The organism is Sphingomonas sp. AC411, from assembly GCF_979253035.1.
Genome location: NZ_CEEDAQ010000001.1, coordinates 278,609 through 294,479 on the forward strand (window position 1 = coordinate 278,609; position 15,871 = coordinate 294,479).

The window sequence follows — 15,871 nt, forward strand, 5'->3', positions numbered from 1 at the left end:
GAACACGGGCATGTCTGGGGAAAGGCGATGGCGGATGATCACCGGCACACAGGTACAGATTTGATAACGATGTGCAATAGCGATGTGAGGGCGGGCGCTTCGTCGACTGATCCTCCCCGCCAGGGGAGGTGGCACCGAAGGTGACGGAGGGGAGGAATGCGCAACCGCGGTGATCCTGACCTCCCCTCCGTCTGGCAAGTGCCAGCCACCTCCCCTGGCGGGGGAGGATTAAGGGCTAAGCGACTCCGCGCCGCCCGTAACCCCGTAAACCTCACCGGTGATATAGCTCCCCTCCTGCGAGGCGAGCAGCACATACACCGGGGCGATCTCCACCGGCTGGCCCGGCCGGCCGAAATGGCTCTTCGACCCGAACGTCTCGACCATCTCCTGCGGCTGACCGCCGCTCGGCTGCAACACCGTCCAGAACGGTCCGGGCGCGACGACGTTTGCGCGGATACCCTTCTCGATCAGCTGCTTGGCGAGACCCTTGGTGTACGCGACGATCGCGGCCTTGGTGGTCGCATAGTCGAGCAGATTGTCCGACGGATCATAGCCCTGCACCGACGCGGTCGTGATCACCGCCGCGCCAACGGGCAGATGCGGCACCGCGGCCTGAACGAACCAGTGCAGCGCATAGACGTTGGTCTTCATCGTCTGGTCGAAATCGTCGGTCGAGATATCCGCGACGGTCGGCCGCGTCTGCTGGCGTCCGGCGTTGACCACCAGCACGTCGAGACCACCAAACGCATCGACCGTCTGCTGCACGGCCGCCCGGCAGAACGACTCGTCCTTCACGTCGCCGGGCAGTGCGAGCGCCTTGCGCCCCTCGGCCTCGATCAGCGCGACGACCTCCTTCGCATCGGCCTCCTCGGCGGGGAGATAGACGATCGCGACGTCGGCGCCCTCGCGCGCATAAGCGATCGCGGCGGCGCGACCGATGCCGCTGTCGCCGCCGGTGATGAGCGCCTTCCGCCCGCCCAGCTTGCCCGAGCCCGTGTAGCTCGTCTCGCCGTGATCGGGTTTCGGGTCCATCTTCGACGCGATGCCCGGTGCTTCCTGCGGCTGCTGCGGGAAGGGGGCTGCGGATATTGCGTGCGCGGATCCTGCATCGTGAGCCGGTCGGCCATGGGAAGCTCCTGTCTGGGGGAACAGGGGCAACCGATGGCCGATCGATCGGGTTGCGCTCTACTTGAGCAGGATCAACGCCTTCGACAGCGTCATGTAGATCCCCCAGAGGATCGGCAGCCCGACCGCCAGCCACGCGAAAACGACCACCGGTGAGGTGCCGGCGTCCGCCGCGACCGTCCCGCCGGCCACCGTCTCGACCGCGATCGGCCTGTCGTCCGCGGGCATGTGGAACTTGGCTGCGACCGGCCGGACGAACAGGTTCGCGACGAACCCAGCGACGAGCATCGCCGCCAGCACCCAGAAGATCGGCGGATAGATATCGCCACGCGGCACGCCCGCCGCGATCGCCCGGTCGCGCATGTTCGCGACGAGCAATGGCCCGACAACGCCTGCTGTCGACCACGCGGTCAGCAGCCGGCCATGGATGGCACCGACATATTTCGTCCCGAACAGGTCGGCGAGATACGCCGGCGCCGTCGCGAACCCGCCGCCGTACATCGAGGCGAGGATGCAGAAGACCAGGATGAACAGGCCGAGAGTCGTGCCTGCCAGCGCCGGTGCCGCCAGACCGTAGAGCAGCGCGCCCGCGACGAGAATGGTCGCGAACATCGGCTTGCGCCCGATCCGGTCGGACAGCCACGCCCAGAAGAACCGTCCGCCGATGTTGAACAGGCTGATCGCGCCAACGAACCCTGCGCCGACCGCCGCCGCCGCCTTTTTCTGGTCGTCGTCGAACGCGGTGAACAGCACGCCCGGCGCATCGATCAGCCGTCCGCCGAACAGCTCCTGCAACATCGGCGAGGCGATGCCGATGATCCCGATCGAGGCGGAGACGTTGAAGAACAGCACCAGCCACACGAGCCAGAATTGCGGCGTGCGATGCGCGTTCGACAGCGCGACGTTGAAGCGGCTGATTGAGGCCTTGGCCGAAGTCGGCGCGGTCCAGCCCGCCGGCGCCCAACCCTCGGCGGGAACGCGGTAGCCGATCGCGCCGGCCATCATGAACACGAAATAGACGCTCGCGAGGACCAGGAACGTCTGCCAGACGCCGACGCCTGTCGGGCTCGCGAAATGCTTCATCAACAGGTCGGCGAGCGGTCCGCCGATCATCGCGCCGCCGCCGAAGCCCATGATCGCCATGCCGGTCGCCATCCCGCGCCGATCGGGAAACCATTTGATCAGCGTCGACACCGGCGAAATATAGCCAAGTCCCAGCCCGATCCCGCCGATCACGCCAGACCCGATCCAGATCAGCCAGAGCTGGTGCACCGACACGCCGATCGCGGCGATGCCCATGCCGCCGCACCAGCAGAATGCCGCGACGATGCCGGCTTTCCGCGGACCCGCGCGTTCCAGCCAGCCGCCCCAGATCGCGGCGGCGGCTCCGAGCACGACGAAGAACAGCGTGTACGTCCAGACGAGATCGCTCACCCGCCAGTCGCAGGTCGTCGTGGTCAGCGCGCCGATCAGCGAGAGGTTGGGGCAGACGACCGGGTCCGAAATCCCGATCGCACGCGACAGCGGCAGCCAGAACACGCTGAACCCGTACGCCATGCCGATGCACAGGTGAATCGCGAGCGCACACGGGGGCACGAGCCAGCGGTTGAAGCCGGGGGCGGCAACCGTGCGCGCCCGGCTGAGGAAGCCGTCCGCGCCCGAATCTCGTTCGCCGTATTCCCGCGTGTCAGCCATGCCGCCCCCGTTTATTCGCTTATAATCGGGGACGATGGCCGATCAGGCGGTGAATGTCACCTCGAGCGGTTCGAACCCATCGATCGTCGCGCGCACGGCTTGTCCCCGGCGGATCGGGCCGACCCCGGCGGGGTGCCGGTGAAGATCAGGTCGCCGGGCGCCAGCTCGACGAAGGTCGACAGCGTCGCGATGATTTCGGGGACGCTCCAGATCATCATCGACAGGTCGCCCGACTGGCGAAGTCTCGCCGTCGATCGCGAGCGCGATGCTGCCCGAGGCGGCGGGCACGCCCGGCGTCAACGCCGCAACGGGTGCGGAGCGATCGAAGCCCTTCGCCATATCCCATGGCCGCCCGATCTTCTTCGCCGCCGCCTGCAGATCGCGCCGCGTCAGATCGATGCCGACGCCGGCACCGAAGATCATCGCCGCCGCATCCGCGACCGCGACGTCCTTGCCGCCTGCGCCAAGCGCGACGACCAGTTCGACCTCGTGATGCAGGTCCTCGGTTTGCGGCGGGAAGGGCAGCGCGCTGCCGTTCTCCACCACCGCGTCGGCGGGCTTGGTGAAGAAGAACGGCTCCTGCCGGTCGGGGTCGGAGCCCATCTCACGCGCATGATCGGCGTAGTTCTGGCCGACGCAGAAGATCCGGCGAACCGGGAAGCGATCGGCCGAGCCGGCGATGGCGACGGTCGGGGCGGTGATCGTGGGAATGTGCATGATGGCTCCTTTGCCGACCTACATCGACTGCGCGCGCATCCTTTGCAACGGCCGGTCGAGGCGTCCAAACCGGAACGTCTGTGGACACAACGGGTTACCGCTAGGCACTAACCGGAGATACCCCAATGCCCAGCACCAACCCCGTGCGGTTCGATCCGTCGGTCGAGACGATTGCGCCCGACGAGCAGGAAACGCTGCAGAGCATGAAGGACTCGTTCCAGGAAATCCTGGAGACCACCTCGGAAGATTACGGCCATGCGGTCCGGTCGGTCCACGCCAAGGCGCACGGCATCGCGCGCGGCACTTTCACCGTCGCCGACGGCCTTCCGCCCGAACTCGCGCAGGGCATCTTCGCGACGCCGGGCCAGCATGAGGCGATCATCCGCATCTCGACCAACGCCGGCGATATCCTCGACGACAGCATCAGCCTGCCGCGCGGCCTCGCGCTGAAGATCCTCGATGTCGAGGGCGCTCGCCTGCCGGGATCGGAAGGCGACACGACGCAGGACTTCATCATGGTCAACGGCCCGGCCTTTTCCGCGGCGGACCCCAAGTCCTTCGCTAAAAACCTGAAGCTGCTGGCGAAGACGACCGATCGGTTCGAGGGCGTGAAGAAGGCGATGTCCGCCACCTTCCGCGTCGTCGAGTCCGCGCTCGAGGCGGTCGGCGGCAAGTCGGCGACGCTGACCACGCTCGGCGGCGCCAAGCCCGTCCACCCGCTCGGCGAGACCTATTATTCGCAGACGCCGTTCCGCTTCGGCGAGTATATCGCGAAGGTCGCGCTGTTCCCGGTATCGCCCGAGCTGACCCGGCTGACCGGCGATCTGGTCGACATCACCGCACGCCCGGACGCCTTGCGCGAAGTCGTTCGCGAGGAACTGGTCGAGCATGGCGGCAAATGGGAGTTCCGCGTGCAGCTCAACACCGATCTCGAAAAGATGCCGATCGAGGACGCGTCGGTGGTCTGGGACGAGGCGGAGAGCCCGTTCGTGACCGTCGCCACGCTCGACGTGCCGGCACAGCTTTCTTGGGAACACGGCGTCACCGATCATACCGACGACGCGCTGTCGTACAGCATCTGGCACGGTATCACTGCGCATCAGCCGCTCGGCGGCGTGAACCGCGTGCGCAAGGACACGTACAAGCAGTCGGCGTACTTCCGGGGCAAGTTCAACGGTTGTCCGATGCACGAGCCGGCTAAGCTGGCCGAACTCGCCTGACATGACGATGGGGGCCATACACTGAAGCTGTTCCACGTCAGCGACGTCCATTTCGGCGCGGAGGACCCGGCGGCGATCGCCTGGTTCTCCGATTGCGTGGCGCAGGAAAAGCCGGACGCGGTCATCATGACCGGCGACCTGACGATGCGTGCGACCAAGGACGAGTTCCAACAGGGTGGCGACTGGCTGCGGTCGCTCGGCGTGCCGGTGACGCTGGAGGTCGGCAATCACGACATCCCCTATTATTGGGACCCGTTCCGGCGGTTGTTCTCGCCCTATCAACGCTATGCCGCGGTGGAGCAGATGATCGAGCGGCCGCTGGAGCTGCCCGGTGTCACGGTGGTGCCGCTGAAGACGACCGCGCGGGCGCAGTGGCGGTGGAACTGGTCGAAGGGGCGCGTGAGCCCCGGCTCGCTCAAGCGCGCGCTGGCGATGATCACGGAGGTGCCGAAGGGCAATCTGATCTTCATCGGCGCGCATCATCCGCTGATCGAAGGCGGAACGACCGGGACCGCGAAAACGCGTCACGGCGACGCGGCGCTGTCTGCGCTGGCGGAGGCTGGTGCGCATGCGGTCTTGTCGGGCCACGTCCACGATCCGTTCGACATTCCGATCGAACGCGAAGGGCGGACGATCCGCATGATCGGTGCGGGCACCTTGTCGAAGCGCACCCGCGGCAGTCCACCCGCCTTCAACGAAATCCGCGTCGAGAACGGCCGTTTCGAGACGGTGCCGCGGACGCTGTAGTCAGCTCTTATAAGGATTGTTGAGCTCGGTGAGCCAGCCGGCGGCGGGCGGGCGCAAAGTGCTGCCGGAGGCCGTCGGCGGCGCGCTTCGGAGACGTCGATCGGCTTCTGGAACGCCAGCCCTGCCAGCCCGCTCCGGACCCACACCACGTTGGCGGCGGCGGGGCGACCGACCCGATCGCCACGACGACGACGGTGCCCGCCACGAGGTCCCCGGCCTGCGCGATGCAGACGCCGGTTTCCGAGATGTTGGTGACGCGGTGCTGGCTGGCGCCGTCCCGGTCGACGCGAAACACATCCGCGCTCAGCATCACGCTCGTCCGCGTTGCACGGGCAAGCGAGGGCGGTTTGTCGCTGGGATCGGTCGTCATGCTTTAAAAATGCCCGTGGTCGGTCCGGATTTCCAGAGCGTCGGCGATATTTCTCCGGAATGTCGCCGTGGCGCACGACTATCTCTTGTCGCCGCCTTGCGTGAAATCGATCCGGATCTTGACCCAGGCGCCGATCATCGGCTTGCCGTTGATGCGGGGCGGGCGGATGCGGAACTGCCAGGCGCTCTGCCGCATCGCGCGGGAAAGACCCGAGCCGACCGGGGATTCGCCGAGCGACCGGCAGTTCTCGACTTGGTAATTCGCGATCGTCTTGCACGCGATCAGCGCCCAGCCGCCCGGCGGCGCACCGTTGGGTAGGAACTCGGCGAGCTCGGCATGGGTGGGCTCGCGGTACCATTCGGCGTTGTACAGCCGCTGCCCGCCCGGCCCTTCACCAGGACCATAGGCCGAACCACTGTCCTGACCCTTCCCCGTCCCGCTCCCCATCCCCCCGGCGAGCTGGTCTTCGGGATGCGCGGGCATCTTGGAGATATCGGCGGCGTCGAACATCTCCATCCCGCCCAGCATCTTGATCGGCAGCGGGGGCGGAGATTTCGGCGGGGCAGGGGCGCCTGCGCGGACTCGGCGCGCGGTGCCGCCCGTGGCGGCGAGCCGCCGCTGGCGCGCTTCTGCTTGGTCGGCGACGGCGTGCGCTTTGGGGGGTAGGCGTGCTCTGATCGGGTGCCATCTGGAACGTCACCGGATCGCGCCGTTCCTCCGGCTTGACGACCGCCGACGGGGCGAGCCGCAACAGCAGCAGGATGATCAGGATGTGCGCGATCACCGTCAGCACGAACGCGGCACTGCGACGTCGCGTGGAAACGCTCGTCTCGCTCGACGAAGGATGGTACGCCGACCGCATCGGCCGTTCGCCTAGCCGTCCCGCGCCCGCCCCGCAACACGTCAGCGGCCTGATGACCAAGAGTTCATTCGCCGGGGGCGGGGGTGCGTTGTAGCATCGTCGAGGTGGGAGGGCTGGCCACGTACGTCGTGCCCTCACCCTCGCCGCCTTCGGCGTCTCTCCCTCTCCCGCTGGGAGAGGGAAGGGGCCCGTTCGCACAAACGAAAAGGCCGCCGTCCGGTGTCCCGGACGGCGGCCTTGTTTCAGTCAGCGCCTGAGCGTCCGACGGAACCGATTACTCGGCTTCGTTCAGATACTCGCCGGCATCCGCGTCGGTGCCGGTGCCCGAGGTGACGACCGCTGCGAGCGGATCTTCACCCACACCACCAGCGTCACGCGGCGAGCGCGCGAGTTCGGCGGCGTGCTCGTCGGCAGCCGACATCGGTGCCACGATCGACACCTCCGCCATCTTCCGCTGGGCGACGCGCATCGAGGCGTCGCGGCTGTTGGCCACGACCCGCAGGCGGTTGAGGCCTGCACCGGTGCCTGCCGGGATGAGCCGGCCGACGATCACGTTCTCCTTCAGGCCCATCAGCATGTCCTGCTTACCCTGGACAGCCGCTTCGGTGAGGACGCGGGTGGTCTCCTGGAACGATGCCGCCGAGATGAAGCTGCGGGTCTGCAGCGACGCCTTGGTGATGCCGAGCAGGATCGGCTTGCCCTGTGCGCGGGCCTGCTTCTTCTCGAGCTTCTCGTTGGTCGCGTCCATTTCCTCGCGATCGACCTGCTCGCCCTTAAGCAGCGTCGTGTCGCCGCCGTCGGTGATCTCGACCTTCTGCAGCATCTGACGAACGATCGTCTCGATGTGCTTGTCGTTGATCTTCACGCCCTGGAGACGATAGACCTCCTGGATTTCCGACACGAGATACTCGGCGAGGGGTTCGATACCCATCGTCTCGAGGATGTCGTGCGGATCGGGCGAACCGCCGATCAGATTGTCGCCGCGCTTGACGTAATCGCCTTCCTGGACGTCGATGACCTTCGACTTCGGCACCAGATACTCGACGACGTCGCCGCCATCCTCGGGCTGGATGCCGATCTTGCGCTTCGCCTTATAGTCCTTGCCGAACACCACGCGGCCCGAGATCTTGGCGATGATCGCCGAGTCCTTGGGGATACGTGCCTCGAACAGCTCGGCGACACGCGGCAGACCACCGGTGATGTCGCGCGTCTTGGCGCTCTCGCGGCTGACGCGGGCCACGACGTCGCCGCCCTGGACCTGTGCGCCGTCCTCGACCGACAGGGTCGCACCGATCGCCAGCATGTAGCGACCGGTCTCGCCCGACGTCTCGTCAAGCAGGGTCAGGCGCGGACGCAGATCCTCCTTCGACTTGGTCGCCGCACGATATTCGATCACGACGCGCTGGGCGATACCCGTGGCTTCGTCGGTCTGCTCGGTGAGCGTCTTGCCCTCGATCAGGTCGACATACTTGATCGTGCCCGGGTTCTCCGTGATCACCGGCATGGTGAACGGATCCCACTCGGCCATCCGGTCGCCCTTCGACACGATGTGACCATCGTCGAACAGCACGTACGCACCGTAGGGGATGCGATCGACCGAGAGCTCGCGGCCGTCCATGTCGACGATCGCGATTTCACCCGAGCGGCTGAGCACCACACGACGACCACGCTGGTCGACGATGATACGCAGATCGCGGAACTGCACCGTACCGTCGGCATGCGCCTCGAGGTTCGACGTTTCGTTGAGCTGCGCCGCACCACCGATGTGGAACGTACGCATCGTTAGCTGCGTGCCCGGCTCACCGATCGACTGCGCGGCAATGACGCCGACAGCTTCACCGATGTTCACCGGCGTACCGCGGGCGAGATCGCGCCCGTAGCACTTGCCGCAGACGCCGATCTTCGACTCGCAGACCAGCGGGCTGCGGATCTTGCACGATTGCGTGCCGAGGCCTTCGATCGTCGTGATCATCGGCTCGTCGAGCAGCGTGCCCGATGGGATGACGACCTTGCCGGTCTTCGGATCGACGATGTCCTCCGCGGTCGTACGACCGAGGATGCGCTCGCCGAGGCTTGCGATGGTCGAACCACCCTGGAGAATGGCCTTCATCTCCAGAGCGCGGGTCGTGCCGCAATCCGGTTCGATGATGACGCAATCCTGCGACACGTCGACCAGGCGACGCGTCAGGTAGCCCGAGTTCGCCGTCTTCAACGCCGTATCCGCGAGGCCCTTGCGAGCGCCGTGGGTCGAGTTGAAGTACTCAAGGACGGTCAGGCCTTCCTTGAAGTTCGAGATGATCGGCGTCTCGATGATCTCGCCCGACGGCTTGGCCATCAGGCCGCGCATGCCGGCAAGCTGCTTGATCTGCGCCTGCGAACCACGAGCACCCGAATGGGCCATCATGTAGATCGAGTTGATCGGCTTTTCACGGCCGGTCTCCTCGTCGACCTTCACCGCACGGATCTCGTCCATCATGGCGTTCGCGACCTGATCGCCGCAACGGCTCCAGGCGTCGATCACCTTGTTGTACTTCTCCTGCTGCGTGATCAGGCCGTCCTGATACTGCTGCTCGAAGTCCTTCACGAGCGCCTTGGTGTCGTCGACCAGACCAACCTTGGCGTCCGGAATGATCATGTCGTCCTTGCCGAACGAGATGCCGGCGCGGAACGCGTGGCGGAAACCGAGCGTCATGATCGCATCGGCGAACAGGACGGTCTCCTTCTGGCCGGTGTGACGGTAGACCTCGTCGATCACGTCGCCCACGTCCTTTTTGGTGAGGAGGCGGTTGACGGTGTCGAACGGCACCTTGTGGCTATGCGGCAGGCATTCGCCCAGCAGCATGCGGCCCGGCGTCGTTTCGTACCGCTTGAGGTACTGCTTGCCCTTCTCATCGGTCTGCGGAACGCGGCTGATGATCTTGGTATGCAGCGTGACCGACTGCGCGTTCAGCGCCTGATGCACTTCCGCCATGTCGGAGATCAGCATCCCCTGGCCCGGCTCGTTCTCCTTCATCATCGAAAGATAATAGAGACCGAGGACCATGTCCTGCGACGGCACGATGATCGGCTTGCCGTTGGCGGGCGACAGGATGTTGTTCGTCGACATCATCAGGACGCGCGCTTCCAACTGCGCTTCGAGCGACAGCGGGACGTGAACGGCCATCTGATCGCCATCGAAATCGGCGTTGAACGCGGAGCAGACCAGCGGGTGAAGCTGGATCGCCTTGCCCTCGATCAGAACCGGCTCGAACGCCTGGATGCCAAGACGGTGAAGCGTTGGCGCACGGTTCAGCATGACCGGATGCTCGCGGATCACCTCGTCCAGGATATCCCAGACTTCCTTGCGCTCCTTCTCGACCCACTTCTTGGCCTGCTTCAGGGTCATCGACAGACCCTTGGCGTCGAGGCGTGCGTAGATGAACGGCTTGAACAGCTCGAGCGCCATCTTCTTTGGCAGGCCGCACTGGTGCAGCTTCAGCTCAGGCCCGGTCACGATGACCGAACGACCCGAATAGTCGACGCGCTTGCCGAGCAGATTCTGGCGGAAGCGGCCCTGCTTGCCCTTGAGCATGTCGGACAGCGACTTCAGCGGACGCTTGTTGGCGCCCGTAATCGTGCGACCGCGGCGACCATTGTCGAACAATGCGTCGACGGCCTCCTGGAGCATGCGCTTCTCGTTGCGGACGATGATGTCCGGCGCACGAAGCTCCATCAGGCGCTTCAGGCGGTTGTTGCGGTTGATGACGCGGCGATACAGATCGTTCAGATCCGACGTCGCGAAACGACCACCGTCCAGCGGCACCAGCGGGCGCAGCTCGGGCGGGATGACCGGCACAACCTCGAGGATCATCCACTCGGGGCGGTTACCCGAGTCGATGAAGCTCTCGACGACCTTCAGGCGCTTGATGATCTTCTTGGGCTTCAGCTCGGACTTGGTAACCGCGAGCTCTTCGAGCAGCGCGGTGCGCTCACCGACGAGATCGAGCGATTCGAGCATGATGCGGACCGCTTCGGCACCGATACCGGCCGAGAACGCGTCCTCGCCATACTGGTCCTGTGCGTCGAGGAGTTCGTCCTCGGTCATCAGCTGGTACTTTTCGAGCGGGGTCAGGCCCGGCTCGATGACGATGTACGCCTCGAAGTACAGCACGCGCTCGAGCTGCTTCAACTGCATGTCGAGCAGCAGGCCGATGCGCGACGGCAGCGACTTCAGGAACCAGATGTGCGCGACCGGGGCGGCGAGCTCGATATGGCCCATCCGCTCGCGGCGGACCTTCGAGACGGTAACCTCGACGCCGCACTTCTCGCAGACGATGCCCTTGTACTTCATGCGCTTGTACTTGCCGCACAGGCACTCGTAGTCCTTGATCGGACCGAAGATACGCGCACAGAACAGGCCGTCACGCTCGGGCTTGAACGTGCGATAGTTGATGGTCTCGGGCTTCTTGATCTCGCCGAACGACCACGAACGGATCTTGTCCGGGGACGCGATGCCGATCTGGATCTGGTCGAACGTCTCGGCCTTGGCGACCGGATTGGCGAAGGGGGTCATCTCGTTCATTTTATTCTCCATTCCCCTTCCGCAAGGCGGGAGGGGCTAGGAGGGGATGTCGTAGCCTCTCGGGGTGGCGCCTGTGGTCAGGCCCTCCTCGACCCCTCCCGCAAGCGGGAGGGAGGAGTTGAGGCTTACTCCGCCGCGATCTGGATGCCGTCGCTGTCGAAGCCGGGCTCCGACTGCTTCAGGTCCACATTCAGGCCGAGCGAGCGCATTTCCTTGACGAGCACGTTGAAGCTCTCCGGAATGCCGGCCTCGAACGTGTCGTCGCCCTTGACGATCGCCTCGTAGACCTTGGTGCGGCCGACAACGTCGTCCGACTTCACCGTCAGCATTTCCTGCAAGGTGTACGCCGCGCCGTAGGCCTGGAGTGCCCAGACCTCCATCTCGCCGAAGCGCTGCCCACCGAACTGCGCCTTACCACCCAGCGGCTGCTGCGTGACCAGCGAGTACGGCCCGATCGACCGTGCGTGGATCTTGTCGTCCACCAGATGGTGGAGCTTCAGCATGTAGATGTAGCCCACCGTCACCTTGCGATCGAACTTGTCGCCGGTACGTCCGTCGAACAGGTCCGACTGGCCCGACGGATCGAGACCCGCCAGTTCCAGCATCGCAGACACGTCCGCTTCACGCGCACCATCGAACACCGGCGTCGCCATCGGCACGCCGCCCTTCAGGTTCTTGGCCAGCTCGACGATCTCGTCACCCGAACGGGCGTCGATCTCGGCGTGATACTGCTCGCCGTACACCGTCTTGAGGCGATCGCGGACCGCCTCCGGCATCGCGCCGGGCTTGGCCTCGGGGTTCTCCTCGCGCCAGGTCTCGAGCGCCTGGGTGATCTGCTGACCAAGGCCACGTGCGGCCCAGCCCAGATGCGTCTCGAAGATCTGCCCGACGTTCATGCGCGACGGCACGCCCAGCGGGTTGAGCACGATATCGACCGGCGTACCGTCGGCGAGGAACGGCATGTCCTCCGCCGGCAGGATGCGGCTGATGACGCCCTTGTTGCCGTGACGGCCGGCCATCTTGTCGCCCGGCTGCAGCTTGCGCTTCACCGCGACGAACACCTTGACCATCTTCAGCACGCCCGGCGACAGCTCGTCACCACGCTCCAGCTTCTCGCGACGATCGTGGAACTTGTCCGTGATCAGCTTGGCTGCGTCGTCGTACTGGATCTTGACCGCTTCCAGATCGCTCTGGACCTTGTCGTCGGCGACCGCGAACTTCCACCACTCGTGGCGGTCGACGCTGTCGAGCAGATCCATGTCGATCACGACGCCCTTCTTGACGCCCTTCGGCGCCGAGGTGGCGGTCTGGTCGAGCAGCATCTCGCGAAGACGCGACCACGTCGCACGGTTCAGGATCGAACGCTCGTCGTCCGAATCCTTCTTCAGGCGCTCGATCTCCTCGCGCTCGATCGCCATCGCGCGCTCGTCCTTGTCGATGCCGTGACGGTTGAAGACGCGAACGTCGACGACCGTACCCGACACGCCCGGCGGCAGGCGAAGCGACGTATCGCGCACGTCGCTGGCCTTCTCGCCGAAGATCGCGCGGAGAAGCTTCTCCTCCGGCGTCATCGGCGATTCACCCTTCGGCGTGATCTTGCCGGCGAGGATATCGCCCGGCTCGACCTCTGCACCGATGTAGACGATGCCCGCCTCGTCGAGGTTGCGAAGCGCTTCCTCGCCGACGTTCGGGATGTCGCGCGTGATGTCCTCAGGCCCGAGCTTCGTGTCGCGAGCCATCACCTCGAACTCGTCGATATGGATCGACGTGAACACGTCGTCCTTCACGATCCGCTCGGAGATCAGGATCGAATCCTCGTAGTTGTAGCCGTTCCACGGCATGAACGCGACGAGGCTGTTGCGACCCAGCGCCAGCTCGCCGAACTCGGTCGACGGGCCGTCGGCGAGCACGTCGCCGGCACGAACCGCATCGCCCACCTTCACCAGCGGACGCTGGTTGATGCAGGTCGACTGGTTCGAACGCTGGAACTTCATCAGCGTGTAGATGTCGACGCCCGACTTGCCGGCATCGATCTCGCCGGTTGCCCGGATCACGATACGCGCCGCGTCGACCTGGTCGACGATGCCCGCACGCTTGGCCGAGATCGCGGCGCCAGAGTCACGTGCCACGGTCTCTTCCATGCCGGTGCCGACGAACGGCGCCTCGGCCTGGACGAGCGGCACGGCCTGACGCTGCATGTTCGAGCCCATCAGTGCACGGTTGGCGTCATCGTTTTCCAGGAACGGAATGAGCGATGCGGCGACCGAGACGAGCTGCTTGGGGCTGACGTCCATCAACGTGATGTTGTCGGGCAGCGCCATTAGGAATTCGCCAGCCTGACGCGACGACACCAGTTCTTCGACGAAGCCGTTCGACGAATCGAGCTCGGCGTTGGCCTGCGCGATCGTGTGCTTGGCCTCTTCCATCGCCGACAGGTACACGACGTCGTCGGTGACCTTGTGGTCGACGACCTTGCGGTACGGCGTCTCGATGAAGCCGTACTTGTTGACGCGCGAGAAGCTGGCGAGCGAGTTGATCAGACCGATGTTCGGGCCTTCCGGCGTCTCGATCGGGCAGATGCGGCCGTAATGCGTCGGATGAACGTCGCGGACTTCGAAGCCAGCGCGCTCACGCGTCAGACCGCCTGGTCCAAGTGCCGACACGCGACGCTTGTGGGTGACTTCCGACAGCGGGTTGGTCTGATCCATGAACTGCGACAGCTGCGACGAGCCGAAGAATTCGCGGACCGCGGCAACCGCAGGCTTCGCGTTGATCAGGTCGTTCGGCATCACGGTCGAGACGTCGACCGACGACATGCGCTCCTTCACGGCACGCTCCATGCGGAGCAGGCCGACGCGGTATTGGTTCTCGAGCAGCTCGCCGACCGAACGGACACGACGGTTACCGAGGTTGTCGATATCGTCGATTTCGCCCTTGCCGTCCTTGAGGTTCACGAGCGTCTTGATGACCTCGAGAATGTCCTCGGTGCGCAGCGTCGTCACGGTATCCTCGACGTCGAGGTCGAGACGCATGTTGAGCTTCACGCGACCGACGGCCGACAGGTCGTAACGATCCGGATCGAAGAACAACCCTGAGAACAATGCCTCGGCCGTCTCCAGCGTCGGCGGCTCGCCGGGACGCATCACGCGGTAGATGTCGGACAGCGCCTGCTCGCGCTCCTCGGCCTTGTCGACCTTGAGCGTGTTGCGGATCCACGGACCCGTCGCGACGTGATCGATGTCGAGCAGGTCGAGACGCTCGATGCCTGCCTGGTCGAGCAGTTCGAGGTTCTCGGCGGTCACTTCGTCACCGGCTTCGATGTAGATGCGGCCGGTCGACTCGTCGATCAGGTCGTATGCCGAATAGCGGCCGAAGATTTCCTCGGTCGGGATCAGCAGGTCGGTCAGGCCGTCCTTGAACGCCTTGTTCGCAGCGCGGGGGCTGATCTTCTGGCCGTTCGGGAACACGACTTCGCCGGTCTTCGCATCGACGATGTCGAACATCGGCTTCTGGCCACGCCAGTTCTCGACCTGGAACGGAACGATCCAGCCACCCTGGCCGCGGACAAACGTCACGCGGTTGTAGAAATAGTTGAGGATCTCTTCCGAGGTCATGCCGAGCGCGTAGAGCAGCGCCGTCACGGGCAGCTTGCGCTTGCGATCGATGCGGACGTTGACGATGTCCTTCGCGTCGAACTCGAAGTCGAGCCACGAACCGCGATACGGGATCACGCGGGCAGCGAACAGATACTTGCCCGATGCGTGGGTCTTGCCGCGATCGTGATCGAACAGGACGCCCGGCGAACGGTGCATCTGCGAAACGATGACACGCTCGGTGCCGTTGATGAAGAACGTGCCGTTCTCGGTCATGAGCGGCATGTCGCCCATGTACACGTCCTGCTCCTTGATATCGATGACCGACTTGGCCTCGGTATCGGGATCGACCTCGAACGCGGTCAGACGCAGCGTGACGCGCATCGGCGCGGCGTAGGTGATGCCGCGCTGGCGGCATTCCTCGACGTCGAACTTCGGCGGCTCAAGGACGTAGTCGTCGAAATCGAGATAGGCGGTGCCGGCGAAATCCTGGATCGGGAACACGCTGCGCAGCGTCTTCTCGAGACCCGAAACGTGGCCGATCGACTTGTCGGAGCGCAGGAACTGCTCGTAGCTCTCGCGCTGGACTTCGATCAGGTTCGGCATCTGCACCACTTCGTGGATGTTGCCGAAAACCTTGCGGATACGGCGCTTTGCAGTGCCGTGTTCGATCGCCTTGGATGCCATAGGTTTTATTTCGCCCTATAAAAACTGATCGGGTCAGCCGTAAATTCGTGCTTAGGAACCCCTAAGCGGGACGCACGTTAACGCAGAAAGGCCGCGCGCATCGTGTGCGGCGGCTCTCAGCGTATGAAACCTCGGTATCCAATACGATCGACACGCTGCGCGACGGCATGTCATTTCCCGGATGCTGGGGTGAGAGGCGGATATAGGCGCGGCACCGCGTTCTGTCAAAGGGCTGGTGTCGAAATGCGGCACGATACGTTGCCGCCGGGGCTCGCAATGGGTGGTTTTGGAGCG

Annotated in this window: 9 protein-coding genes and 1 pseudogene; 3 read left to right on the forward strand and 7 right to left on the reverse strand. The window is 64.9% G+C overall.

Going from position 1 to position 15,871, the window contains the following annotated elements:
• Positions 1–228: 228 nt before the first annotated feature.
• From AC0IX7_RS01455 to AC0IX7_RS01465, 3 genes and pseudogenes are all read right to left on the reverse strand, one after another.
• Positions 229–1,032, reverse strand: a complete 804-nt coding sequence (locus AC0IX7_RS01455) for an SDR family oxidoreductase (RefSeq protein WP_471810128.1) — start codon at positions 1,030–1,032, stop codon at positions 229–231.
• A 153-nt stretch (positions 1,033–1,185) separates the two neighbouring features.
• Positions 1,186–2,820 (reverse strand): OFA family MFS transporter, encoded by a 1,635-nt coding sequence (locus AC0IX7_RS01460; protein ID WP_471810129.1) that lies wholly within the window; start codon positions 2,818–2,820, stop codon positions 1,186–1,188.
• 42 nt (positions 2,821–2,862) lie between these two features.
• Positions 2,863–3,537: pseudogene (locus tag AC0IX7_RS01465) on the reverse strand (fumarylacetoacetate hydrolase family protein).
• A gap of 125 nt (positions 3,538–3,662) precedes the next feature.
• Between AC0IX7_RS01465 and AC0IX7_RS01470 the strand changes: the two are divergent.
• Together AC0IX7_RS01470 and AC0IX7_RS01475 are read left to right on the forward strand one after the other, a co-directional pair.
• Positions 3,663–4,757 (forward strand): catalase family protein, encoded by a 1,095-nt coding sequence (locus AC0IX7_RS01470; RefSeq protein ID WP_471810130.1) that lies wholly within the window; start codon positions 3,663–3,665, stop codon positions 4,755–4,757.
• Between the two features lie 21 nt (positions 4,758–4,778).
• Positions 4,779–5,504 (forward strand): metallophosphoesterase family protein, encoded by a 726-nt coding sequence (locus AC0IX7_RS01475; RefSeq protein ID WP_471813683.1) that lies wholly within the window; start codon positions 4,779–4,781, stop codon positions 5,502–5,504.
• 7 nt (positions 5,505–5,511) lie between these two features.
• Here the strand turns inward: AC0IX7_RS01475 and AC0IX7_RS01480 are convergent, their stop codons facing one another.
• Positions 5,512–5,874, reverse strand: coding sequence for a hypothetical protein (locus AC0IX7_RS01480; RefSeq protein ID WP_471810131.1), 363 nt, complete (start codon positions 5,872–5,874; stop codon positions 5,512–5,514).
• Positions 5,875–5,952: 78 nt separating this feature from the next.
• Complete coding sequence (locus tag AC0IX7_RS01485; RefSeq protein WP_471810132.1) at positions 5,953–6,402, reverse strand: hypothetical protein; 450 nt, start codon at positions 6,400–6,402, stop codon at positions 5,953–5,955.
• A 194-nt stretch (positions 6,403–6,596) separates the two neighbouring features.
• Here AC0IX7_RS01485 and AC0IX7_RS01490 point away from each other — a divergent pair, with 194 nt between their 5' ends.
• Entirely contained in the window at positions 6,597–6,830 is a 234-nt protein-coding gene (locus tag AC0IX7_RS01490; protein WP_471810133.1) for a hypothetical protein, read from the forward strand.
• Between the two features lie 180 nt (positions 6,831–7,010).
• On the opposite strand, the gene rpoC is transcribed toward AC0IX7_RS01490, so the two are convergent.
• Positions 7,011–11,297: a DNA-directed RNA polymerase subunit beta' gene (rpoC, locus tag AC0IX7_RS01495; protein ID WP_471810134.1), complete on the reverse strand. Its 4,287-nt coding sequence runs from the start codon at positions 11,295–11,297 to the stop codon at positions 7,011–7,013.
• A gap of 125 nt (positions 11,298–11,422) precedes the next feature.
• Positions 11,423–15,577 carry a DNA-directed RNA polymerase subunit beta gene (rpoB, locus tag AC0IX7_RS01500; protein ID WP_471810135.1) on the reverse strand — a complete coding sequence of 1,385 codons (4,155 nt, stop codon included), beginning with the start codon at positions 15,575–15,577 and terminating at the stop codon, positions 11,423–11,425.
• Between the last annotated feature and the right edge of the window lie 294 nt (positions 15,578–15,871).